The sequence below is a fragment of the Acidimicrobiales bacterium genome (genome assembly GCA_041394185.1).
Lineage (GTDB): Bacteria > Actinomycetota > Acidimicrobiia > Acidimicrobiales > Poriferisodalaceae > JAAETH01.
Map to the genome: position 1 here is coordinate 22,493 of JAWKIQ010000002.1, position 22,854 is coordinate 45,346.

The 22,854-nt window shown below is 66.0% G+C and carries 19 protein-coding genes; 10 read left to right on the top strand and 9 right to left on the bottom strand.

The genetic code is table 11. The features are described 5' to 3' along the window. Positions 1 to 40: 40 nt before the first annotated feature. Genes R2770_07615 through R2770_07625 form a run of 3 tightly spaced genes read left to right on the top strand, consistent with a single transcriptional unit; the run spans position 41 to position 5,007 of the window. Positions 41 to 1,510: an FAD binding domain-containing protein gene (locus R2770_07615; protein ID MEZ5280326.1), complete on the top strand. Its 1,470-nt coding sequence runs from the start codon at positions 41 to 43 to the stop codon at positions 1,508 to 1,510. After that, on the top strand, positions 1,507 to 3,753 hold the full coding sequence (locus R2770_07620; protein MEZ5280327.1) for a xanthine dehydrogenase family protein molybdopterin-binding subunit: 2,247 nt from the start codon (positions 1,507 to 1,509) through the stop codon (positions 3,751 to 3,753). The genes R2770_07615 and R2770_07620 overlap by 4 nt, the downstream gene beginning before the upstream one ends. 30 nt (positions 3,754 to 3,783) lie before the next feature. After that, positions 3,784 to 5,007, top strand: a complete 1,224-nt coding sequence (locus R2770_07625; protein ID MEZ5280328.1) for an MFS transporter — start codon at positions 3,784 to 3,786, stop codon at positions 5,005 to 5,007. 7 nt (positions 5,008 to 5,014) lie between these two features. On the opposite strand, the gene R2770_07630 is transcribed toward R2770_07625, so the two are convergent. Then, positions 5,015 to 6,211, bottom strand: a complete 1,197-nt coding sequence (locus R2770_07630; protein ID MEZ5280329.1) for an MFS transporter — start codon at positions 6,209 to 6,211, stop codon at positions 5,015 to 5,017. A 60-nt stretch (positions 6,212 to 6,271) separates the two neighbouring features. On the opposite strand from R2770_07630, the gene R2770_07635 reads away from it, so the two are divergent. After that, complete coding sequence (locus R2770_07635; GenBank protein ID MEZ5280330.1) at positions 6,272 to 7,366, top strand: NADH:flavin oxidoreductase; 1,095 nt, start codon at positions 6,272 to 6,274, stop codon at positions 7,364 to 7,366. Between the two features lie 88 nt (positions 7,367 to 7,454). On the opposite strand, the gene R2770_07640 is transcribed toward R2770_07635, so the two are convergent. Both R2770_07640 and R2770_07645 read right to left on the bottom strand, forming a co-directional pair. Continuing rightward, on the bottom strand, positions 7,455 to 8,186 hold the full coding sequence (locus tag R2770_07640; GenBank protein MEZ5280331.1) for a rhodanese-like domain-containing protein: 732 nt from the start codon (positions 8,184 to 8,186) through the stop codon (positions 7,455 to 7,457). Positions 8,187 to 8,191: 5 nt separating this feature from the next. Further along, the gene (locus tag R2770_07645) at positions 8,192 to 8,827 is read right to left on the bottom strand and encodes an MBL fold metallo-hydrolase (GenBank protein MEZ5280332.1); all 636 of its coding nucleotides are present in this window, start codon (positions 8,825 to 8,827) and stop codon (positions 8,192 to 8,194) included. Positions 8,828 to 8,995: 168 nt separating this feature from the next. Between R2770_07645 and R2770_07650 the strand changes: the two genes are divergently transcribed. Next, complete coding sequence (locus tag R2770_07650) at positions 8,996 to 10,219, top strand: acetyl-CoA C-acetyltransferase (protein ID MEZ5280333.1); 1,224 nt, start codon at positions 8,996 to 8,998, stop codon at positions 10,217 to 10,219. Positions 10,220 to 10,238: 19 nt separating this feature from the next. Here the strand turns inward: R2770_07650 and R2770_07655 are convergent, their stop codons facing one another. The 3 genes from R2770_07655 to R2770_07665 all read right to left on the bottom strand — a co-directional run bounded on the left by R2770_07655 (position 10,239) and on the right by R2770_07665 (position 12,994). Further along, positions 10,239 to 10,928 carry a hypothetical protein gene (locus R2770_07655; protein ID MEZ5280334.1) on the bottom strand — a complete coding sequence of 230 codons (690 nt, stop codon included), beginning with the start codon at positions 10,926 to 10,928 and terminating at the stop codon, positions 10,239 to 10,241. Position 10,929: 1 nt separating this feature from the next. Continuing rightward, entirely contained in the window at positions 10,930 to 11,340 is a 411-nt protein-coding gene (locus tag R2770_07660) for a pyridoxamine 5'-phosphate oxidase family protein (GenBank protein MEZ5280335.1), read from the bottom strand. A gap of 73 nt (positions 11,341 to 11,413) precedes the next feature. Continuing rightward, positions 11,414 to 12,994 carry an AMP-binding protein gene (locus R2770_07665; protein MEZ5280336.1) on the bottom strand — a complete coding sequence of 527 codons (1,581 nt, stop codon included), beginning with the start codon at positions 12,992 to 12,994 and terminating at the stop codon, positions 11,414 to 11,416. Positions 12,995 to 13,117: 123 nt separating this feature from the next. Here R2770_07665 and R2770_07670 point away from each other — a divergent pair, with 123 nt between their 5' ends. The 4 genes from R2770_07670 to R2770_07685 are packed head-to-tail and all read left to right on the top strand — an operon-like array spanning position 13,118 to position 17,080. After that, positions 13,118 to 14,326: a CoA transferase gene (locus R2770_07670; protein ID MEZ5280337.1), complete on the top strand. Its 1,209-nt coding sequence runs from the start codon at positions 13,118 to 13,120 to the stop codon at positions 14,324 to 14,326. Then, positions 14,323 to 15,102: an SDR family oxidoreductase gene (locus R2770_07675; GenBank protein MEZ5280338.1), complete on the top strand. Its 780-nt coding sequence runs from the start codon at positions 14,323 to 14,325 to the stop codon at positions 15,100 to 15,102. The genes R2770_07670 and R2770_07675 overlap by 4 nt, the downstream gene beginning before the upstream one ends. Then, entirely contained in the window at positions 15,099 to 16,337 is a 1,239-nt protein-coding gene (locus R2770_07680) for a cytochrome P450 (protein MEZ5280339.1), read from the top strand. The genes R2770_07675 and R2770_07680 overlap by 4 nt, the downstream gene beginning before the upstream one ends. Further along, on the top strand, positions 16,334 to 17,080 hold the full coding sequence (locus tag R2770_07685; GenBank protein ID MEZ5280340.1) for an SDR family oxidoreductase: 747 nt from the start codon (positions 16,334 to 16,336) through the stop codon (positions 17,078 to 17,080). Before R2770_07680 ends, R2770_07685 begins: the two co-directional genes overlap by 4 nt. 3 nt (positions 17,081 to 17,083) lie before the next feature. On the opposite strand, the gene R2770_07690 is transcribed toward R2770_07685, so the two are convergent. Further along, positions 17,084 to 18,223: a transporter substrate-binding domain-containing protein gene (locus tag R2770_07690; protein MEZ5280341.1), complete on the bottom strand. Its 1,140-nt coding sequence runs from the start codon at positions 18,221 to 18,223 to the stop codon at positions 17,084 to 17,086. A gap of 90 nt (positions 18,224 to 18,313) precedes the next feature. On the opposite strand from R2770_07690, the gene R2770_07695 reads away from it, so the two are divergent. After that, positions 18,314 to 19,867 (top strand): hypothetical protein, encoded by a 1,554-nt coding sequence (locus R2770_07695; protein MEZ5280342.1) that lies wholly within the window; start codon positions 18,314 to 18,316, stop codon positions 19,865 to 19,867. Between the two features lie 6 nt (positions 19,868 to 19,873). On the opposite strand, the gene R2770_07700 is transcribed toward R2770_07695, so the two are convergent. Both R2770_07700 and R2770_07705 read right to left on the bottom strand, forming a co-directional pair. Beyond that, positions 19,874 to 21,589 (bottom strand): amidohydrolase family protein, encoded by a 1,716-nt coding sequence (locus tag R2770_07700; GenBank protein MEZ5280343.1) that lies wholly within the window; start codon positions 21,587 to 21,589, stop codon positions 19,874 to 19,876. Between the two features lie 33 nt (positions 21,590 to 21,622). Beyond that, positions 21,623 to 22,840: a CoA transferase gene (locus tag R2770_07705; GenBank protein MEZ5280344.1), complete on the bottom strand. Its 1,218-nt coding sequence runs from the start codon at positions 22,838 to 22,840 to the stop codon at positions 21,623 to 21,625. Positions 22,841 to 22,854 lie beyond the last annotated feature (14 nt).

Consider the following 22,854-nt stretch of genomic DNA (forward strand, 5'->3'; position numbering starts at 1 on the left):
GCACCATTGACCGCGACGCTGCCGTAACTTGGTGTCGACCATGAAGATGCACGACGTACAAAGGCCCCCGACCAGGCCGCAACGCTATGAGGCCCCGACATCGATCGAGCACGCGGTGGCGCTCTTGGCCCAGGCGGGCGACAGCGCCAGGCTGATCGCTGGCGGTTCCGACCTGCTGGTCGAACTCGACCGGGGCGCGCACAACAACACAGATCTGCTCATCGACATCAGCCGCGTGCCGGGACTCGACGGCATCGACAGCACCGCCGACGGTGGCCTGCGTGTGGGGGCTGCCGTCACCCACAACCAGGTAGTTGCCGACGAGCGCTGTCGGGTCATTGCCCTGCCACTGGCGCAGGCGTGCCTCGAGGTCGGCTCTCCCCAGCTTCGCAACCGGGCCACCGTGGTGGGCAACATCGTCACCGCCAGCCCCGCCAACGACACCATCGGCCCGCTGATGGTGCTGGGAGCCACGGTCGAGATCGTCGGACCGCGTGGCACCAGGACGCAGCCGGTGGCCGAGTTCATCACGGGGTTCAGGAAGACCAGCCTGGGTCCCGGCGAAATCGTCACCGGGCTCGTCATCCCTGGCAAAGCGGCCAACACGCGCTCGATGTTCGTCAAGGCGGGCCTTCGAAGGGCGCAGGCGATTTCGGTGGCCAACGCCACGGTTCTGGTTCGGTTCGAAGACGACGGCTCGACCGTTGGCTCGGCCACCGTCGCCCTGGGCAGCGTGGCCCCAACTGTCATAGAAGTTCGGCTCGACCAATACCTGGCCGGAACTTCGCTGGACGCCGATTCGATAGATCTCGCCGCCCGCGCCGCTGCGCAGGCCGCCAGCCCAATCGACGACCTGCGCTCTAGCGCTGAATACCGACTGCGCATGGTCGAGGTGATGGTGCGCAGGGCGTTGCAGGCCGTGGCCAACTCGCAGCACGCCAGCACCTGGCCGCGGCGCACACCAATGCTGTGGTCCGAGGACTTCGCCGGCCGGTTCGCCCCACCAGAACGGGCGTTGGGAGCAATCGCCGAAGGCGACCAGATCGAGTTCACCCTGAACGGTCAAGAGGTCTCGGTCGCAGCCCACCCGGGCTCGACGTTGCTCGACTTCTTGCGCGACAGCTGCGGCGCCAAGGGGGTCAAGGAGGGTTGCGCCGAGGGCGAGTGCGGAGCCTGCACCGTCCACCTCGACGGAGCCGCTGTGATGAGCTGCCTCGTTCCGTCGGCGCGAGCGGCCGGCGCCGACGTCACCACCGTCGAAGGGCTTGGCACCCCCCAAGACCTGCACCCTGTGCAGGCTTCGTTCGCGTCGTGTGGCGCGGCCCAGTGCGGATTCTGCACTCCGGGTCTGCTGATGTCGGCGTCGATGTTGATCGGTGAGTTCGACGACCTCGACCGCAACGACATCCAGGCCGGCCTTGCCGGAAACCTCTGTCGCTGCACCGGCTACGGAGCCATCGAGGCCGCGGTAGCCCTGGCTGCAGCCTCTCAGCCTGGGGAGGCCCGATGAGCGTTGGAGCCGTCCGCGTTCGCAACGACGCGATCGACAAGGTCACGGGTGCGGCCCAATACCCGGCCGACCGAATTCCCCCAGACGCATTGGTGGCCAAGGTCGTATTCACCGACCAGCCTCACGCCAGGCTGACACACCTCGACGTTTCGGCGGCGGCCGCGGCCCCGGGCGTGGTCACGGTGCTGACGTCGGCCGATGTGCCCGTCAACGAGTACGGGCTGACCCTGTTCGACCAGCCGGTGTTCATCGGCCTCGACCACACCCAGCGCAGCCCTATCGCGTGTGATGTCAGCCGTTGGGAGGCCGATCACCTGGCCGTCATAGTGGCCGAGTCGGCCGAAGCAGCAGACGCTGCCGCCCTACTGATCGAGGCCGACTGGGAACAGCTGGACATACTGGCCGACATCGACCAGGCCCTCGCTCCCCAGGCCCCGTTGCTGCACCCCGAAGATGGGCGAGGCTCGAACGCCTACCACAACTACAAGATCCGCAAGGGCGACATGGACGCCGGCTGGGCAGCCGCCGCGGTCGTGGTCGAGGCGACCTACGAGCTGCCACACCAAGAACACGCGTACCTGCAGCCCGAGGCCGGGGTTGCCTATCGCGACGAGGCGGGACGAATCGTCGTCGAGATAGCTGGTCAGTGGACCCACGAAGACCGCGAGCAGATTGCTCACGCCCTCGACCTGGCCGACGAACAAGTGCGCGTCATCTATCCGGCCATAGGCGGAGCCTTCGGTGGCCGCGAAGACACCTCGCTGCAGATCGTGCTGGCCCTGGCCGTCAAGAAACTCCACGAGATGGGCATCGACAGGCCGGTCGCCAGCCAATGGTCTCGCGAAGAGTCGATAGTCGGACATCACAAGCGCCACCGAGGCCGCATCCACGCGAAATGGGGCGCCGACTCCAACGGCAAGATCGTCGCAGTGCAAAGCGAGGCATGGCTCGACGCCGGCGCCTACAACTACACATCCAACAAGGTGCTGGGCAACTGCCACCTCGGCCAGGCCGGGCCTTACGAGGTTCCAAACGCCCACATAGACAGCCACGCGGTCTATACCAACAGTGTTCCGGGTGGCGCGTTCCGAGGCTTCGGCGGCCCCCAGGCCGCTTTCGTGGCCGAGAGCCAGATGAACAAGCTGGCCGAGGCGTTGGGTATCGACCCCATCGAGATCAGGCGCCGCAACGTCCTCCACGACGGCAGCATCGGAATAACCCAGACGCCGATGCCCGACGGCGTGACCATCGCCGAGGTGCTCGAAGTGTGCCAGCGAGAGGCGGCTGCCGACGTTCCCGCCGACGACGACCGCCGGTTCTCGCCCTTCGTGTCTGTGCCACCCGCCGACGGCGCGCTCAGGCGCGGACGCGGCTACGCGTGCGCGTTCAAGAACGTCGGCTTCTCGTTCGGTTTCCCCGAACGCTGCGAGGCGACCATCGTGCTGCACGGCGATCCCGAGGACGAGTCTCCCGCCTACGCCGAGCTGTTCCATGCCGGAGCCGAGGTGGGCCAGGGAGCCCACACCGCCTTCCTGCAGATGGCTGCCGAGGCCGTAGGCATCGATGTAGACCAGGTCCGCGGTCACTTCTCGGATACCGCCACGTCGGGCGACTCGGGTTCGGCGTCGGCATCGCGCCTGACGTTCATGGCAGGCAACTCGATATTGGGCGCAGCCGAAGAGGCCGAGAAGGCATGGCGACGCGGCGACAGGCCGGCCCGGGGCCACTTCCGCTATGTACCGCCGCCCACCGAGCCCCTCGACCCCGAGACCGGCGTGTGCAACCCCAACTTCAGCTACGGATACGTGGCCCAGGCCGTCGACGTAACGGTCGACACCGAGACTGGCCACATCGTCGTAGATCGGGTTGTGAGCACCCACGACGTGGGCCGGGCGATCAACCCAGACCTGGTGGTGGGCCAGATCGAAGGTGGAGTGGTTCAGGCCCACGGTTATGCCATCAGCGAGAGGCTTCGGGTCGACCAGGGTCGCGTGCTGAACCCGCGGCTCAGCACCTACCTGATTCCTGGCATCGCCGACATACCCACCGAGATCAAATCGGTGGTGCTGGAGCTGGCCGATCCTCGCGGCCCTTGGGGCGCACGCGGTATGGCAGAGATGCCGATGATGACCTACGCACCCGCCGTCACGGCCGCGCTCCACGACGCCACCGGGGTCTGGTTCGATTCTTTCCCCCTCACACCCGATGTGGTGCTGGCAGCGCTGGCACAGTCGGCGAGGTAGACGACAGCACCTCCAGCTACTGTCTTGGCCTTGCACGAGTCGACAAAAGCACGGCCCTCACTGGGAGCGGTCTTTCAGCAGCCCGGCTACAGGCAGGTCTGGCTGACGAACATGTTGTCGTCGCTGGCCAACGGCTCCAGCCGCTTCATCTTCGTGTGGCTGATCAAGGACCTGACCGACTGGGATCCGGCGGCTGCGTTGCTGGGGATTGCGATAGGCCTCCCGGCGCTGCTGCTGTCGGTGCCCGGTGGCTCGCTGGCCGACAGGCTGGCTCCGTCGAAGATGGGGCGAATACTGCTGGCCGCATCGGCATTGCTCTTCGGCCTCACCGCAGTGGTGGCGTCGACCGACCTCATCTCGGTGCCCGTCGCAGTGGGGCTGGCGTTCCTGACCGCGGTGCCGTTGGCGATGCTGATGCCCATGTTGCAGGCCGTCGTGCCCGCGCTGATCCCCCAACACCAACTGCTGCAGGCGGTTGCTCTGCAGAACATGGGCCTGATGGCCGGAATGATCATCGGTGCGTTCGCCGGCGGGGCCATCATCGTCGTTTTCGACACGGCGGGCGCCATCTTCTTCCTCGCCGGGGTGTGCCTGCTTGCGCTGGTTGCCATGTCGCGGGCTCAGCTGCCCGACGCGCCGGCCAAACGATCGGCGACCCCGGCGGTGTCGATGGCCACGGTCGCACGCGAAGCGCTGTCGACCGAGCCGCTGCGAACCCTGCTGTTCCTCACGGTCATCACGGGCGTCACGATGGCGGCCAACATGATTCTGATACCCGTGATCGCCAGGGACGTTCTGCAGGTCAATGCGTTGAAGGCCGGCCTCATCAACGCCCTGATGGGTGTGGGGATGATGATCACATCGGTGCTGCTGGCCCGGCGTGGGCAGCTCGCCCGCCCCGGCCGCACCATGTTGGTGACCCTGTCGGCCGGGCTGGGCACCGGCCTGTTCCTGCTGGGTTGGTCGGACGTGTTCGCCCTGACGGTGTTGGTCGCCTTCATGTGGGGTGGCGCCGGCGGCAGCGCCATGGCGCTGCTGCGAACCCTGACCCAGCTCAACACTCCAAGCGATCGCATGGGCCGGGTGATGGGCTTGGCCACCCTGGCCCAGTTCGGGGCATTTCCCCTGGGCGCACTGGTGCTGTTCGGGCTGGTAGGCGTCACCGGCCCCGCCAACGCGATGATGATCACCGGGGCTTTCGTGTCGCTGGCCATCTGGAGCCAATGGTTGCGCCCCGTGCTGCGCGACAGCTGACGCCGTCTCAGGCTGCGGCGGTGCGGCGCTGGCTGGGCGCGAGCACGGTGTACATCAGCACCAGGCCCAGGCTCGACACGGCTGCCATGGCCAGAAAGGCCGTCCGATACGAGCTGGCCTCGACGACCCGCCCGAAGGCCGGTGACGACAGGGCGACTGCGAGATCCATGAACATGGTGAAGGTGGCCATCGCAGACGCCCTCTGGGCTGGGCTGACTCCATCGACGGCCACCGGCATCATCGAGGGAGTCTGCAGAGCCATGCCCCCGGCCATGATCACAGCGGCCACGAACACGCCAGGGACCGACGCCCACAAGGCCGCGACAAGCACCCCGGCAACCACCAGACCCAGGGCGATCGTGCCGGCCGTGACGGGACCCAGAGCGTCCGGCAGTCGTCCGAACACCACGCGGGCAAACGCGATGGAGATGGACGACGCCATGAACACCGGCGCCACCTTGTCCATGCCGATCGTCTCGCCATAGAGCGGCAGGAAGCTGCTGAACGACGCGTAGGCAGCCACTCCGAAGGCAGCGACCAGCCCTGGGGCCACACCCTTTGGGTGCACCCAACGAGGCTTGTCGTCGCCGATGTCGCCGGGCCTGTGGGGCAACAACAGCCCAACGCCGGCGCCCGCCAGCGACAGCGCTCCGAGCATCCACCACACGGCGTCGTAAGAGGTTGCGTCGTGAACCGCTTCGCCCAGCACCGGACCCAAGCCAAGCCCAAGGTGAAAGGCGACCAGGATGTAGCTGGACGCCTCGCCCCGGCGAGCGACCGGCGCCAGCTCGATGGCCAGCACCGTCGAGCCGGTCATGAGGGCTGCCTGCGAAGTGCCCAAGACCAGCCGGGCTACGACGGCCCCGGCCACCGAATCGGTCAGCGCCAAGATGGCCATGCCGACCGTGGCGATGACACAGCCGCACACCACCAGCAGCCGCGCGCCGCGCCGTCCGCCCAACCGACCCCAGCCGACCCTGGTGACCAGTGCAGATACCGCGAAGACGCCCACCACCAGCCCCGCCGTCGACTCACTGCCGCCTAGGTCGTCGACCACATATTCGGGCAGCAACGGGTTGGACGCCCCCATCCCGAGGAAGTACAGCGATGTCGCCGCGGCGACGGTCAGGAACTCGCGGGTCAACAGCCGCTGATCGTTGCCTGCCGACGACGTCGAAGACTGCGAACTCGAAGAGTTGGTCATTGGATTTCCCGAAGATAGGGCTGGTAGGGCGCCGGACCAAAGCTGCTAGCTTCGCCCGACATGTCGCAGCTGTTCGACCCGATCGAGTTCGCCCGCGGTCCGGCCATGCCGAACCGGTTCATGTTGGCACCGCTGACCAACTGCCAGAGCCACCCAGACGGAACCTTGTCTGATGAAGAACACCGCTGGCTGACCATGCGGGCCGAGGGTGGCTACGGGGCCGTGATGACCGCCGCGGCACACGTGCAGAGCATCGGTCAGGGTTTCCCGGGTCAGCTGGGTGTGTTCGCCGACTCGCACATCGAGAACCTGTCTCGGCTGGCAGCCGACATCAAGTCGCACGGTTCGGTTGCGCTGGTGCAGCTGCACCACGCCGGAAACCGATCGCCTGAAGACCTGATCGGCACAACCCCGGTCAGCGCCAGCGACGACCCCGAGACCGGGGCTCGCGGCCTGTCGACTCCCGAGGTCGAGCAGCTGATCGACGACTTCGTTGCCGCTGCGGTGCGAGCCCAAAGCGCGGGCTTCGACGGTGTCGAACTGCACGGCGCACACGGCTACATCCTCTGCCAGTTCCTCAGCTCGGAGCTGAACCAGCGAGATGACCGCTTCGGTGGGGACTTGGCAGGTCGCAGCCAGATCTTCTTCGACATACTCGACGGCGTACGCGAAGCCACAAACCCAGACTTCATCGTCGGCGTGCGGCTGTCGCCCGAGCGATTCGGCATGAAGCTGGCCGAGATCCGCGAACTCAGCCAGCAACTGATCGACACAGGCCAGATCGACTTCCTAGACCTCTCGTTGTGGGACTGCTTCAAGGAGCCGGTCGAAGAGGAATGGCAGGGACGATCACTGTGCGAGGTTGCGACCGAACTCGACCATCGCACCGATCCCTCCGGCCGGCACATACCCGTGGGGGTCGCCGGAAAGATCCACGATCCAGCCGACGCCGAGCGGGTGCTCGAGCTAGGCGCCGACTTCGCAATTCTGGGCCGGGTGGCGATCTTGCACCACGACTACCCCACCCGCCTCGCCACCGACTCCCAGTTCCTGCCCGTGCGTCCTCCGGTCACCGCGGCCTACCTCGAGGCAGAGGGCCTGTCGCCGGCCTTTGTCGAGTACATGGGCCGCTGGAAGGGATTCGTAGCCGACTAACGGTTGAACGCGAAGCGGGTGGCGGGTTGAACCCGCCACCCGCATGCTCTTGGGGGAGAAGACTTGCGGAGCGCCGAAGCGCCGCGCGTCAGGCCGGCGTCAGCGCAGACCAGCCGTTGTAGCCACCGATGACGTCGGTCACGTCGGCAAACCCGTTGAGGCGCAGCCAGCTGGAGGCAACCGAGCTTCGCTGTCCGCTGGCGCAATAGACCACCACGGGACGTCCCGAGTCGAGCTCGTCGGCTGCCCTGGCAGGAAGCTGGGCCAGCGGGATCAACTGGGCGCCGGGGATAATGCCTTCGGCCGTCTCGCCCGGGTTGCGCACATCCAACAGCTGCACGGCGTCGAGGTCGAGACCGGCAACGTCGTTGACCACCATGCGAGGCGCCTCGGCGACCAGCGATGGGTGAGACAACATCGACTGCTCGTAGTACGAGACATGGCCCACCACCCGGTCGAAGCCGATGCGACCCAACCTGATCATCGCCTCGATGTGCGAACCGTCGTCGCCAACGACCACGATGTCCTGGTCGGCAGACACGACCATGCCGGCCTGCTCGGCGTAGCGCCCGTCGAGGGGAACATTCACTGCTCCGCGCACGTGGCCGACGGCGAACTCGAGCGGCGATCGTGTATCGATGATGACGAATTCGCCTTCGCCAGCACGCCGGTGAGCTTCTTCGAGCGGCATCTCAGGGATGCTCTGCGACTCGTCGAAGACGTCGTGCACCTTGCGGTTGGTGATTGCGTCGTGGAGGAAGTAGGCCGGGGCGGCCGGCTGGCCCTCGGTGACGATGTCGACGAACTGGTCCTTGGTCATCGGCTTCAGCGCGTAGTTGTCGCGCTTTGAGCCCCGATGGTGGTGTGGGGGTCGCTGCCCAGGGCCTTGCCACAAGCCGAGCCGGCGCCGTGACCGGGGTACACGATGACATCGTCTGGCAGCGTCTTGAGTCGGTTGAGCGAGTCGTACAGCATCGAACCGAGCTGTTCGGCGGTGAAGCCGATGGCGCCCAGCAGATCGGGGCGGCCGACGTCGTTCACGAACAGGGTGTCGCCGGTGAAGATCGCGTGTGGAGCTTCGTCGTCGGCGTTCTCGAACACCAGATAGGTGGTCGACTCGGGGGTGTGCCCCGGGGTGTGCCAGGCCTCGATGGCCACGTCGCCCAGCACGATGCGCTCGCCGTCGGCGAGGTTGCGGATCTCGAACTCGGTCTTGGCGCCCTCGCCGAACACGATCTCGGCGCCGGTGGCCTGCGCCAATCCGAGGTGACCCGAGACGTAGTCGGCGTGGAAGTGGGTCAACAAGACGTGCCCGATGGTGAGGCCGCGGTCTTCGGCGTCTGCCAGGTACTGCCCGATGTCTCGCTGAGGGTCGATGACGACCGCCTTGCCGCTCTTCTCGTCACCCACGAGATACGACGAGATCGACAGGCACGGAAGTTGGTACTGCTCGATGATCATTTTGCTTCTCCCCTCATGATCTGAGGACGAATGTACAATTGTTCGGACAATTGTGCAACCCCATCTCGGCTGGGTTCTATTCCCGGGCCCCGAGTAGCGTCGATCGGTACCGCCACACCACCGAACGACAAACCACCAAAAGCCAGACCACAACGAGGAGTCCCGACCATGGGAGAGGCCTACATCATCGACGCGTGCCGCACGCCGCGAGGCATTGGCAAGCAGGGCAAGGGGGCGCTGGCCCACCTGCATCCGGGCCACCTCGGACGCACAGTTCTGGAGGCGCTGGTTCAGCGCAACGGCTTCGACACCGCCGATGTCGATGACGTCATCTGGGGAACCAGCTCGCAGGTCTGCGAACAAAGCGGCGACCTGGGGCGCATGTCGGCCCTCGATGCCGGCTACGACATCACCGCCAGCGGTGTCACCCTCGACCGCTTCTGCGGCTCGGGCATAACCGCCACCAACTTCGCCGCCAACGCGGTGATGGCCGGCATGGAAGACCTGGTCGTGGCCGGCGGCACCGAGATGATGTCGCTTCCCAAGCAGGGGCTCTTGCCCATGGGCGCAGGCAACTCGCACCTGCAAGACATCCACCCCCAGTCGCATCAGGGTGTGTGTGCCGACGCCATCGCCACACTCGAGGGCATCTCGCGCTCGGCGCTCGACGCTCACGCGGCCGAATCACAGCGCCGGGCGGCCATCGCCATCGAACAGGGCCGCTTCGACAAGAGCCTGATCCCCGTCTACAACCTCGACGGCACCCTGGCCCTCGGCGCCGAGCAGTTCCCCAGGCCGGGCACCACTGTCGACACCCTGGCGCAGCTCGCCCCCAGCTTCCCGGCCGTGGCCGACTATCGCCACACCCCCGAAGCCAAGACCTTCCGCGAACTGATCAACCAGAAGTACCCAGACCTCGAGATCCAGCACGTACACCACGCCGGAAACTCCTCGGGTGTGGTCGACGGTTCGGCGGCCATCCTGATCGCCTCCGACGAATACGCCAAGGCTCACGGGCTCAAGCCACGCGCTCGCGTCGTCGCCACCGCCAACATGGGCGACGACCCCACACTGATGCTCAACGCGCCGGTGCCGGCGGCGCGCAAGGTTCTGGCCAAGGCGGGTCTGACCATCGACGACATCGACCTGTTCGAGATCAACGAGGCCTTTGCCGTCGTGTCGGAGAAGTTCATGCGCGACCTCGACCTCGACCGCGACAAGGTCAACGTCAACGGTGGCGCGATGGCTCTGGGTCACCCGATCGGGGCGACCGGAGCAATCCTCATCGGCACCGTGCTCGACGAGCTCGAACGCCGCGACGGCCAGTTCGGCCTGATCACGATGTGCGCCGGCGGTGGCATGGCCCCAGCCATCGTCATCGAACGGGTCTGAGCCTGCCCCTGGTGTTCGCCTACTCGGCCGGGGCCTCTTCGGTCATCGGGTCCGAGTAGGCGACCACCAACGCCATCGCGTTTCGCACCCATTCGTCGATGCCGAACCGCGGATCCTCGCCTGTAGTGGTGACCCTCAACGAGAACGAGGTGAACATCTCGTTCATCGATGCTGCCAACTCGTCGATGTCGAGACCGGGCTTGATCTGGCGACGCACCACCGCCAGCAACAGGCTGAGCGGCCCGGTGAGCGCCTGTCGGGTGGCCTCCCAGCTTCCGCGCATGGCTGCGCGCACGTTGGGATCGGAAGCGCAAACGCCCCACAGGCCGATGATCACCGACATCTCGCCGCTGTCGACGATGCTGCGAACGGCGCGGTCCACACCGGCGCGCAACAGGTCGGCGGGATCATCGAGTTCGCCGGCCCGGTCGATGATCCCCTCCAGGGCACCCAGCACTCGCCTGTGCGCTCGTGTCTCGACACCTCTGGCCAGGTAGGCCAGCAGATCACGCTCGAAGTCGGTCCGCCGCGGCCACTTGTGTGTGAACGCGCCGCGACTCAAGCCACCATCGGCACGTTCGACGATCTCGGCCACGGTCACCCGTGACACGGTCAGAATGCTCTGCGACTCGAAGACGATCTCCTCAGCGGCCTTGAGGAACTTGATGGCGGTTTCGTCGGGAGCCGACCAGCCAGATGTCGCTGTCAACTCAAGTCGGTATGCGTCGACCGGTGATGACCGACGGCGTTATCCGCAAGAACCGGCGCTTGTCGCTGTCGGCCCAGGTCTGAATTCCGAGCGATTCGGCCTCGATGATGTCGTCGAGGGCTTCGATCTCGGTCGCCACCCCCCTGAACACCACACTCCAACCGGTGTGAGTCTGCTCGTCGAGTGCGTCCACCTCGAAGGCAACCCCGGGCCCGATGGTCGCCGCTGCCAGCTTCAGGCCCGCAGAGGTCTTGACGATGATGGTGCCTTCGTGAACCACGTAGTTGACCGGGAACACGTCTGGCTTGTTGCCCACCGACACCGCCAGGCGACCGATCGAGCGCTGCGACGCGAGTTCCCAGCACTGTTGCTCGTCGAGCTCTTCGAGACCGGTTCGATCGTTGACGCTCATGTGTGCCCCATCACCTCGATTTGCGACCTCACGATAATGGCTGAAACCGCCGCCCGATTGCTCGGGCCAAAGGTCAGGTTCCGAGAATTCGGCTCTGCCCCTGGCCCCAATACTTGTCGCGCAACACCCGCTTGTAGAGCTTGCCGGTGGGCAGCCGTGGCAGCTCGGCCTCGTAGTCGACCGAGCGCGGAACCTTCTGGCGCGACAGGTGAGCCCGGCAGAACTCGAGCAGTTCCTGAGTCAACGCATCGTCGACCTGGACCCCCGGCATCACCTGAACAACCGCCTTGACCTCTTCTCCCAGATCGTCGTTGGGAACGCCGAACACGGCGGCGTCGGCGACCTTGGGATGGGTGATGAGCAGGTTCTCGGTCTCCTGCGGGTAGATGTTGACGCCGCCCGAGATGATCATGAACGTCTTGCGGTCGGTCAGATACAAGAAGTTGTCCTCGTCGACGTAGCCGACATCGCCGACGGTTGTCATCGAGCCATCTGGCGAGGTCGCCTCGGCCGTTTTCTCCGGGTCGTTGTGATACTCGAACTCGGTGGCCGTCTTGAACCAGATGGTTCCGGGTTCGCCCATCGGCAACGGGTTCATCTCCTCGTCGAGGATGTGCAGGTCGCCCAGGATCACTCGGCCGACCGAGCCCTTGTGGGCCAGCCACTCCTCGGAATTGCACGCCGTGAACCCCAGCCCCTCGGTGGCCCCGTAGTACTCGTGAATGATCGGCCCCCACCACTGGATCATCTGCTCTTTGACCTGCACCGGGCACGGCGCGGCAGCGTGAACGGCGAACTCGAGCGACGACAGGTCGAAACCGTCTCGAACTGCGGGGTCGAGCTTGAGCATGCGGCTGAACATCGTGGGAACCAGTTGGCTGTGGCTCACCTGGTATCGCTCGATGAGGCTCAGGTACTCGACCGGGTCGAACCGCTCCATGATCACCACCGTGCCGCCACGCCGGATGGCGAGGTTCACCGCTGCCTGGGGCGCCGAGTGATACAGCGGCGCAGGCGACAGGTACACCATGTCTTGGCGGTACTGCCACAGCCCGTCGAGGAACGAGTACAAGGGAGTCAGCTCGCCGGGGCTCTGATCTGGGAGCGGTCGGATGATGCCCTTGGGACGACCGGTGGTGCCAGACGAGTACAGCATGGCCCCGCCGAGCGCCTCGTCCGCGATGGGTGTGGCGGGCCACGGGGCGGTGGCCTCGACGAGGTCGGCGACCTCGCCGACGTCTGGGCCCGAACGCTGCGACACCTGAGCGCCTCCGCCGGCCACCAGCGTCAAGACGACCCGCGGCACCATCGCTGCTGCCTCCAGAGCCACCTCGAGCTTGGCCGCCGATGTGATCAGCACCTGCGATTCGGAGTTGTCGAGGATGTAGGCGAGTTCTTCGCTGGTCAGATACGAGTTGACGCAGGTGTAGTACAGGCCGGCGCGCTCTCCTGCCGCACATGACTCGAGATAGCGATCGTTGTTCTCCATGAAGATCGACATGTGGTCGAGACGCCGAAGACCACGGTCGCGCAGCAGGTGCGCCAGCCGATTGGCCCTGGCCTCGAACTCGGCGTAGTCGACCGATTCGCCGGTTGCGGCCATGATGAACGCGGGCCGGTTCGGATGTGCCGTTGCCTGATCGCCTGGATACACGATCAACCCCCTGTGTCGTCGAAGACGGGGACGATCCTAATCGGGCCCGTCGGTCGGGCCAGTGCTGCTGGGCCGAGGCTCGAATGAATCCGTCTGCGCCGTGTTGCGTAGCATCTCGGATCGATGTCAGAACCTGATCCAAGCGCCGGCCCGCTGGCCGGAGTACGCGTCATAGACCTCACCAACGTGGTCATGGGCCCTTTGGCCACCCGGATGTTGGCAGACATGGGCGCCGACGTCATCCGCGTCGAAGAGCCGGGTGGTGACGTCATTCGCACCTACCCACCCATGCGCAACGAGGGCATGAGCGCCTTCAGCATCAACCTGAACCGCAACAAGCGCAGCATCGTCCTCGACCTCAAGTCAGACATCGGCCGTCAGGCGATGACCGATCTGATCGTCTCGGGCGACGTATTCGTAACCAACATGAGACGCTCGGCCCTGGGCCGTTTGGGGCTGGACGAAGCCTCGGTGCGCGCGATCAGGCCAGACATCATCTACTGCGTGGCCAATGGCTATGGCAGCGACGGGCCCAGGGCCGGTCACGCGGCCTACGACGACATCATGCAGGCTGCCTCGGGGCTGGCGTCGATATTCCAGTGGACCGTGGGCGAACCACAGCTGGTTCCCAGCATCTATGCCGACAAGGTCACCGGAGTTCACATCGCATTCGCCATCGCAGCCGCTCTGCACGGCCGAGCGGTGACCGGCCAGGGCACCAGCATCGAGGTTCCGATGGCCGAGACCATGGCTGCGTTCAACCTCGTCGAACACATGGGTGGCCAGACGTTCGAACCACCGTTCGGCGGGTTCAGCTATGGCCGCATCCGCACCCCGAACCGTCGGCCGCGCCGCACCCTCGATGGATGGGTTGTGGTGTTGCCGTACAGCCGAGCCAACTGGGAGGCGTTCTGGGCCTACGGCGGCCGGCCCGACCTGATCGCAGACGAGCGCTTCGCGACATCGGCCGGTCGTGTGGAGAACTCTGACGCGTTGTACAGCCTCGCCGGCGAGATCGTCGCCACCCGCACCACCGCCGACTGGATGGAGTTCTGCGCGGCCAATTCGATTCCTGCGGCCGAGGTCATCGAGCTCGAGCGCATCGGCGAAGACGAACACTTCAAGGCGGTGGGGCTGATCCAAGATGGCGAGCACCCCACCGAAGGGGCCTATCACTGGGTACGTGACCCCATCATGTTCGACGGTCGCCACTCGCCGCTGCGCATGCCGGCCCCCCGTCTGGGTGCCGACACGGCCGCGGTCATGGCAGATCTGGGCTGGGACGACGACCGGATAGGCGACCTGGTCGACAACGGAGGTACCGGACAATGAAGCTGGGTGACACCACCGTGTTCATCAGTGGCGGCGCGTCGGGCCTGGGGGAAGCCACCGCCAGGCACTTCGTCGCCGCAGGCGCAACCGTGGGGCTGCTGGACAGAGACGCACAGCGCGGGCAGGCAACGGCCGCCGACATCGGTGCCGTATTTGCCCAGTGCGACGTCGCAGACGACCAGTCGATCGACACGGCATTCGACCACCTGAGCGCCACCCTGGGTGCCCCGCGCGCGGTGGTCGCGTGTGCCGGCATCGGGTCGGGTAAACGCATGATCGGCCGTTCGGGGCCTCACGACTCGGCGACCTTCCGCAAGGTCGTCGAGGTCAACCTGATCGGCACCTTCAATCTGTTCCGGCTGGCGGCCGCGGCGATGGCCGAGCTCGAACCGCTCGACCCTGATGGAGAACGCGGGGTGCTGGTCGGCACAGCATCGATAGCGGCCTTCGACGGCGTCGACGGCGGTGTTGCGTACTCGGCGTCGAAAGGGGGCGTGGCGGCCATGATGCTGCCCCTGGCCCGCGACCTCGCCGGCCGGGGCATAAGGGCGGTGGCCATAGCCCCCGGATCGTTCGACACCCCCATGGTCGCGGGCATGCCACCCGAGTTCGGGCAACGCCTGTCGGGCCAAACGCCGTTCCCGGCCCGCTTCGGGCGGCCTCCCGAGTTCGCCGCGCTCGCAGCCCACATCGTCGAGAACTCGATGCTCAACGGCACGACGATCAGAATCGACGGAGGACTACGCATGATGCCGAGCGAGGGATGGAAACGATGAGCGTCGCCGAGCTAGCAGACGGGATCGACCTGCTGTCACCCCAGGCGGTCGACCACGCGCCAGGGTTCTTCAACCGGCTCAGGGAGACCGACCCGGTGATCTGGAGCCAACGCCACAGAGCTTGGATCATCACCGGTCACCCAGAACTGGACGAAGCCTTCAGAGACCGCCGCTTGTCGACCGAGCGGATGGACGCGTTTCGATCGCGTCTGCCCGAGCACCGGGCCCAGGTGCTGGCCAAGGCCATCGACCTGCTCGACGGTTGGATGCTGTTTCACGAGCCGCCAACCCACACCCGTCTGCGCAATCCCCTCAGCCGGTCGTTCACACCCAAGGCGGTTTCGACTCTCACCCGCCAGGTCGAGGAGATCGTCGACCGCCAGCTGGCTGCCGTTCAGGCAGAGGCTGGCGACGGCGCCACGGACCTCGTTCACTCGTTCACCCACCCGATACCCGCCGCCGTGATCGCCGAGCTGTTCGGTGTGCCCGAAGACCAACGGCACTGGCTGCCGGCATGGTCCGAGAAGTTCGGGGCGGTGGTGTTCGGTGCTGTCAATCGACCCGACTACGAGCAGGCAGCAGCCGAGGCCGGCGAAGAGCTGGAACGCGAAATCGGCGGCCTGATCGAGCGGTATCGGGCAGAACCACAGAACAATCTGCTGTCGCTGCTGCTCGAGAACGAGGGCGACCAAGGCCTCGACTTCACCGAGATTCTCGGCGCGTGTTCGCTGCTGCTGTTCGCGGGCCACGACACAACGACCTCGTTCCTGGGCTCGTCGCTGATCACCCTGATGAACAACCCAGAAGCCGCCCGGCGCATAGCCGAGGGCGACGTCGACCTGTCGGTTGCCATCGAGGAGCTGCTGCGGTTGGACGCGCCTGCCAAGGCCATGATGCGCATGGTCGCCGAACGCCACGAGCGTGGCGGGCACGTGCTCGACGAGGGTCAGGCCGTGTTCATGGGAATCATCGGAGCCAACCGCGACCCGAGGGTGTTCGATCGGCCCGACGAGGTCGTGCTCGACCGCAGCCCCAACCCCCACCTGACCTTTGGCTACGGCCACCACTTCTGTCTGGGTGCATCGCTGGCTCGGCTGGAGGCCAGGGTTGCCCTGCCCGCCATACTGCGCCGCTTCCCCGACATGCACATGGTCGGCCAGCCCACGTGGAAGGCATCGATAAGCGACCGTTCGCCTTCTTCGCTCAACGTCGAGCTCGGAGGCGCAGCGCTATGAACGATCGCCGCCCTGTCGTATTGATCACGGGAGCCTCCCGAGGCATCGGAGCTGCAACGGCCGTGCGCTGCGCCTCGCAGGGCTGGGATGTGGTTGTCAACTACGCCACCAACGCCGGAGCCGCCGACGAGGTCGTGGCCCGCTGCGTCGACGCCGGAGCCGACGCTGTTGCGCTGGGTGCCGATGTCTCCGACGAACAGCAGGTGATGGCGATGTTCGCCGAGGTCGACGACCTGTTCGACGGCCTCGATGCGGTGGTCAACAACGCGGGTGTCCTGGGCAAGCAGGGCACATTCGACACCTTCGACGGCGAACGCCTGCGGCGGGTGGTCGAGACCAACGTCCTTGGAGCCATGTACGTGGCCCGAGAGGCCTTCGGTCGCATGGTGGCGGGCGGAGGCGGAGTGTTGGTCAACGTGGGGTCGCGTGCGTCGAGCTTCGGCTCGCCGGGTGAATACGTCGACTATGCCGCCACCAAAGGCGCCATCGACACGCTGACGATCGGCCTGGCCTCGGAGGGAGGCCCCCACGGCATCAGGGTCAACTGCGTGCGGCCGGGCATCATCGACACCGACATCCACGCGTCGGGCGGAGACGCTGGACGCGTTCAACGCATCGCCCCCAGCATTCCGCTGCGACGACCTGGCACGGCCGACGAGGTCGCCGACACGATCTGTTGGCTGTTGTCAGACCAGGCTTCGTACGTGACGGGCGCTCTGCTGGATGTCGGCGGTGGGCGCTGACCTTCAGCGGCTGACGCCCAGCCACTTGAGGTTCAACTCCTCGAGGGTTCCGTCGCGAAACATCTCGAGCAAGGCGGCGTTTATCGGCTCGCGCAACTCGCTGCCCGTTTGCAGGGCGATGCCGGAGGGGTCGGGCGCAAACGTCGAACCGGCCAAGGCAACCCGCCCGGGGTACACGGTCTGAATCAGATACGACAGCACGGGCGCGTCGTAGACCACGGCATCGAAGCGACCCTCGGCCACCGCACCCATGGCGGCTTCGACATCGGCGACGGTCGACGCCGAGATGTTGACCGACTGGAGGTACGACTCGGCGACCGTGCCCTCGACGGTCACCACCGAATGACCGGGTAGGTCCTCGGGGCCGCCGATGTCGTTCTGCAGCTCGCTGACGGTCAGCGATGACGCGGCTTGAGCGGTGATGAACGCGATGAGGAAGAACCCGACGATCATCCAGAACACGGCGAGGATCCGCGACAGCGGCCGCCTGATGTCCTTGACCGCCTCACCGCCGGTGATGACGCTCACCGTCGACCACCACAGCGCTTCTGAGATCCCCTTGCTGTACTCGCGAGGGAACTCGGGGTTGTGGCGGCGCTCGGTGAGCCACACCAGATGGGCAACGATCAGCGTCAGCACCACCATGGCGGCGCCCAACAGCAGAACGGGTCCGCTGGTGACCAAGCCCAGCATCGACGAGAGTGCGCTCTGGTCTGCCACGGGCTGGGTGGCGACCTGCAGACCCGAGTCGAAGTAGGGGTGGGCGAAATCGAGGAATGCCTCGCGCTCGGCTGTCATCGAGATGCCGGCTATGGCCGCGTCGGCCCGTTCCATGCGAACGTCTTCGAGGATCTCGCCGACCGTGTCCTCGACCAGCCAGGTCGTTTCCAGGCCCAACCTGGTCGAGAGCTCGTTCCAGACATCGATGCTGTAGCCCGACAAGCCACTGCCATCGGCCAGGTCCGACTCGACGAACACGAACGGCGCAAGGGGTTTCGTGGCGACGACCACCTGGGTTCCGGCGACGTCGGTGGTCTGTTCGGCGGGCTGCTCTTGAGCGCCCGACATCGCCATCGTCAGGCTCGCCCAAACAACCCCGGCCAACACGACCCCGGCTGCCGGCTTCAACATCGAGGTCCGCACCAAGACATCCTCCATGAGCGCGGTTGCGGGCGCTCACCGTAGGCGATTAGGCCCGAGGAACACCACTGTTGGTCTGGCATCCTCTGATGCATGAGATGGCGTTGGGGACTGATGCTGACGATGTTCGTTGCCACCGCGGGGCTGCTGGGCGCCTGCGGTTCGAACGGCCCCGACAATGCCGCATCACCCGCCGACACCCAGACCGTCGACACCGCGCCAGCTTCTACCAGCGAGGCTCCCACCTCGGAGGCGACCCCGGCCGCGACCGTCGCGTCGACCACCAGCGCCCCAGCAACGACCACCCCGTCCACGACGACTTCGCAGCGACCGGTGCCAGAAGGCGAGCTGGCGTTCTCCAGCCACGTTTTGCCGGTGCTCGAGACCATGTGCGCCCAGTGCCACACCGGCAACGGCCCGGGCACGGCCCACATGCGCATCGACAGCGCCGCCCAGGTGGCGGCCAACGCCGACATCATCTCGGCCTCGGTGATCACGGGCGAAATGCCGCCCTGGCCGGCCTCCGCGTTGAGCGTCGAGTTCTCTGACCAACTGCTGTTGGCCGACCACGAGGTCGAGGCCATAAGACAGTGGGCCCAGCAGGCCGAACTCGATGTCGACCCCCAGACCGTGATCCAGTCGGCGGTCGGCGTCGTGGGCCTCGACGAGCCCGACATGGTGCTGGTTCCCGATGCCGGCTACGACGGCTACCTCTACGAGCCCGACCAGTATCGGTGCTACATCTACGACCCCGGGTTCACCGAGCCCCAGTGGCTCACCGCCTACGAGTTCGTACCAGACCAGACAGAGATCGTTCACCACGCCATCGGCTACAAGCTCCCGGCCTCGGCCCGCCCCGACGCCGAGGCTCTCGACGCCGAATCACCCCAACAGGGCGGGTGGCCCTGCTTTGGCGGGTCAGGCGTTCGGGGCAGCGGAATCTTCCTGGGTTGGGCGCCCGGGCAGGGTCCCACCGCCCTTCCGGAGGGGTCTGGGCTGGCGATGCAGCCCGGCGACTTCATAGTGATCCAGGTTCACTATCACTTCGAGGTCGACGCCCCCGCCGACCTCTCGTCTCTTGCGATCGAGTTGGCCGACGCAGGAGCCGACCTCGACCCGGTGAACATCGTCGAGTTCCTGGCACCGGCCGAGATCCCGTGCAGCTCGGCCGAAACCGGCCCCCTGTGCGACCGCGATCAAGCGATGGCTGCGGCCCTTGCCAAATACGGCGACGAAGGGGTGCTGGCAGACACCATTTTGGCGATCTGTCGCAAGACGCCAGCCGACTTCGCGCACATGACAGAAGGTCTGGCCTCGGCGGCATGCGACCTGCCGATGCGCGAGCGCGGCACCATCGTTTCGGTTCTGGGGCACCAGCACGAGCTGGGTGCCAGCTTCCGGATGACCCTCAACCCCGACACGCCAGACGAGCGGGTGCTGTTGGACATCCCCGAATGGGACTTCGACTGGCAGTACAACTACTACCCGGTCGAACAGATCGACGTAGCGCCTTCTGACATGGTGCGCATCGAATGCACCTGGGACCGATCGCTTCGAGATCCGAGCCTGGAGCCCGCCTACGTGCTGTGGGCCGACGGCACCGACGACGAGATGTGCTTCGCAACCATCGTGATACGAGAAGGCTGAGCCGGTTCAGCCGCGCGCACCTCGCACCAAACGGCCCGGGGTCTCGCCGGTCGATTCGGAGTTCGAACACACCTCGACACCCGACACGAAGGTGTGGTCGATACCCGTCACCCTCTGCAGGAGCCGGCGCCCGCCCGCCGGAAGGTCGCCGACGATCACCGGAGCGTGCAGGGTGAGCGAGTCGAAATCGACGACATTGATGTCGGCCTTGTAGCCAGGGGCCAGCAGGCCCCGGTCGTTCAGGCCGACGGCACGGGCGGTGGCCCGAGCCTGCTTGTGAACGATGGTCTCCAGGGGGATGCGCCCGTGCGGTCGGTCGCGACCCCACCACTGCATCAGCGTGGTGGGAAAGCTGACATCACAGATGGTGCCCACGTGAGCCCCGCCATCCGACAGGCCCGGAACCGCCACAGGGTGCATCAGCTGTTCGCGCACGACATCGAGGTTGCCGTCGACATAGTTGAGCGAGGGCACATACAGCAGTGCCTGTCCCCCACGTTCGAGCATCAGGTCATATGCCAACGATGCCGGCTCTACACCCATACGTCCGGCGGTGGCCTCGACGCTGTCGTGTGGTGAGGGTTCGTATTGCGGCGGGTCGCCGAGCGCAAACATCAGGTCCCAGCGCTGGGCCACGCGAGCGCCCAGAACGTTGCGATCGAGATCGTCGGACAGCTCGGAGATGATCGCCTGCTTGACCTCGGGGGCAGCCATGGCGACGACCCGGTCTTCGAGAGGCAGCTCGGCGAGGCGCCTGTAGGTCGGGCACTTCATGAACGGGCTCAGCGTGGCCTGCAGCCCCAGCAGGATGCCAACAGCCCTGGCTCCCACCTGGGCCCGCATCGTCACACCCTCGTCGGTGGCCGCGGCCATCGAGTCGAGCAGGGCCTTCCACTGTTCGGGGCGACCCCCTGCCTGGGCGACCGAAATCGAGATCGGCCTACCCGATCGCGCGGCCATGGCCCTGGCGATGCGGAACTCGTCGTCGAAGTCGCGGAAGTCGCCCACCAGTTGCAGAACACCGGTTCCGGTAGAGCCGACGGCCTCGGCGATGCCGACCATCTCCTCGATCTCGGCGGTGAGTGTGGGTGTTGGCTCGCCCAGCGAAGACTTGTGGTTGAGGGTTCGGCTGGTGCTGAATCCCAGAGCACCGGCCTGGATGCCCCGCTTGACGATCTCGGCCATTGCGGCGATGTCGTCTGGCGTGGCGGTCTCGCGGGCCGCACCGCGCTCGCCCATGACGTTCAGACGCACGGCCGCGTGTGGAACCTGGGCGCCGACATCTATGTCGTAGTGACGACCACCCAGGTGGTCGAGATACTCGTCGAAGCTCTGCCAGGTCCAGGGCAGGCCCTCGTGCAGAGCAATGCCGGGAATGTCCTCGACGCCCTCCATCAGCTGGATGAGCCGCTCGTGGTCGGCCGGCCTGACCGGCGCAAACCCGACACCGCAGTTGCCCATGACGACGGTGGTGACTCCGTGCCAACTGGACGGCGCCAGCTGGCTGTCCCAGGTGGCCTGGCCGTCGTAGTGGGTGTGGATGTCGACGAAGCCCGGCTGCACCAAGCGACCGTCTGCGTTGACCTCGCGCCGGCCGGTTCCCGACACCTCACCTACATGGGTTATGACCCCATCGCTCACTGCCACGTCGGCGGTGCGGCGCTGGTCGCCTGACCCGTCGATGACAGTGCCTCCCCTGATGACCAGGTCGTGTTCGGCCATTGCGTCTACCCCCAAGCGACAAACTCCGGCCGACTAGGCCGGTTCTTGCCCCTCGATTCTCGCAGTTTCGTATCCGAAGAGCACATCGGCAGCCATCAGGTCACCGATCTGGTCTTCGGAGTAGCCGACCTCGGACAACACATCGATGCCGTCTTGGCCCAGCATCGAAGCGTGACGCCTGACCGAGGCCGGAGTTGCAGCGAAGCGGATCGGCGGCGGAATCTGCCTGTATCTTCCGAGCTCGGGGTGTTCCACGACAGGCAGCTGTGCGACCAGGTCATCGAGCGACGCGGCCCTGGTCGCCGGAATGCCGTTGGTCTTGCAAAAGTCGAGCCATTGGTCGGTGGTACGCCCCAGCAAGATCTTCGCCAGCTCGCTGTACAGGGTGTCGCTGTTGGCGTGCCTCGACGACCTCGTGGCTATGCGCGGATCTTCCAACAGGTCGGCTCTGCCGCCTGCCTCGAAGACCGCCTTGTAGTGCTCGCCGGTATAGGGCAGCACGTTGATCCAGCCGTCGGCGGTTCGTTGAGGTTTGCGGTTGGGGGTCAATATCCGCGGATACCCGGGCGATGAAATAGGCGGTTCGAAGATGGCGCCGGCCCCGTGTTCGACGAGCACGAACGAGCGCATCACGTCGATCATCGGAACCTCGACCTCCTGCCCCTGTCCGGTGACCGCTCGGTGGAACAGGGCTCCGAGGATCGCCGAGGCGATGGTCAGGCCCAAGACCTTGTCGGCCACGAGTGTGGGCAACAGCATCGGTTCTTGGCCCAGGCGGACGAACAGGTCGCCGATGCCGCTGCCCGATTGGATGATGTCGTCGTAGGCCGGAGCATCGGCATCAGGACCGTCGCTGGGATAGCCATTGGCCCGGCAGAACACGATGTCTGGCCGCACCGCCTTGATGTGGTCGTAGGTCAACCCCAGTCGACCGAGCGGGCCGGGCCTGAGATTGGTGGCCACCACGTCGCACGTGGCTGCGATGTCCAGAACCGCCTGTCGACCCTGCGGGTGTTTCATGTCCAGGCCGATGCTGCGCTTGTTGCGCAGGATGTTCATGGCCACGCCGGACATGCCATCGACCAGCGCGGGGCCCATCGACCGGTTGGTATCGCCAGAACGATCCTCGACGCTGATGACGTCTGCCCCCATGTCGCCCAGAATCTGGGTGGCGAGCGGGCCCATGACAACCGAGGTCAGATCGAGGATCCGCACCCCGGCCAGCGGGCCTTTCGTAGACGGCTGGTCCATTCGTGCAAGATAGG

What these genes read in the sequence shown, in the direction of transcription:
- R2770_07635 (MEZ5280330.1), top strand. Translation starts at nt 6,272, where the DNA reads ATGTCGCAGCTGTTCGACCCGATCGAGTTCGCCCGCGGTCCGGCCATG.
- R2770_07630 (MEZ5280329.1), bottom strand. Translation starts at nt 6,211, where the DNA reads ATGACCAACTCTTCGAGTTCGCAGTCTTCGACGTCGTCGGCAGGCAAC.
- R2770_07650 (MEZ5280333.1), top strand. Translation starts at nt 8,996, where the DNA reads ATGGGAGAGGCCTACATCATCGACGCGTGCCGCACGCCGCGAGGCATT.
- R2770_07695 (MEZ5280342.1), top strand. Translation starts at nt 18,314, where the DNA reads ATGAGATGGCGTTGGGGACTGATGCTGACGATGTTCGTTGCCACCGCG.
- R2770_07660 (MEZ5280335.1), bottom strand. Translation starts at nt 11,340, where the DNA reads ATGAGCGTCAACGATCGAACCGGTCTCGAAGAGCTCGACGAGCAACAG.
- R2770_07640 (MEZ5280331.1), bottom strand. Translation starts at nt 8,186, where the DNA reads ATGACCAAGGACCAGTTCGTCGACATCGTCACCGAGGGCCAGCCGGCC.
- R2770_07645 (MEZ5280332.1), bottom strand. Translation starts at nt 8,827, where the DNA reads ATGATCATCGAGCAGTACCAACTTCCGTGCCTGTCGATCTCGTCGTAT.
- R2770_07620 (MEZ5280327.1), top strand. Translation starts at nt 1,507, where the DNA reads ATGAGCGTTGGAGCCGTCCGCGTTCGCAACGACGCGATCGACAAGGTC.
- R2770_07700 (MEZ5280343.1), bottom strand. Translation starts at nt 21,589, where the DNA reads ATGGCCGAACACGACCTGGTCATCAGGGGAGGCACTGTCATCGACGGG.
- R2770_07670 (MEZ5280337.1), top strand. Translation starts at nt 13,118, where the DNA reads ATGTCAGAACCTGATCCAAGCGCCGGCCCGCTGGCCGGAGTACGCGTC.
- R2770_07675 (MEZ5280338.1), top strand. Translation starts at nt 14,323, where the DNA reads ATGAAGCTGGGTGACACCACCGTGTTCATCAGTGGCGGCGCGTCGGGC.
- R2770_07680 (MEZ5280339.1), top strand. Translation starts at nt 15,099, where the DNA reads ATGAGCGTCGCCGAGCTAGCAGACGGGATCGACCTGCTGTCACCCCAG.
- R2770_07685 (MEZ5280340.1), top strand. Translation starts at nt 16,334, where the DNA reads ATGAACGATCGCCGCCCTGTCGTATTGATCACGGGAGCCTCCCGAGGC.
- R2770_07615 (MEZ5280326.1), top strand. Translation starts at nt 41, where the DNA reads ATGAAGATGCACGACGTACAAAGGCCCCCGACCAGGCCGCAACGCTAT.
- R2770_07705 (MEZ5280344.1), bottom strand. Translation starts at nt 22,840, where the DNA reads ATGGACCAGCCGTCTACGAAAGGCCCGCTGGCCGGGGTGCGGATCCTC.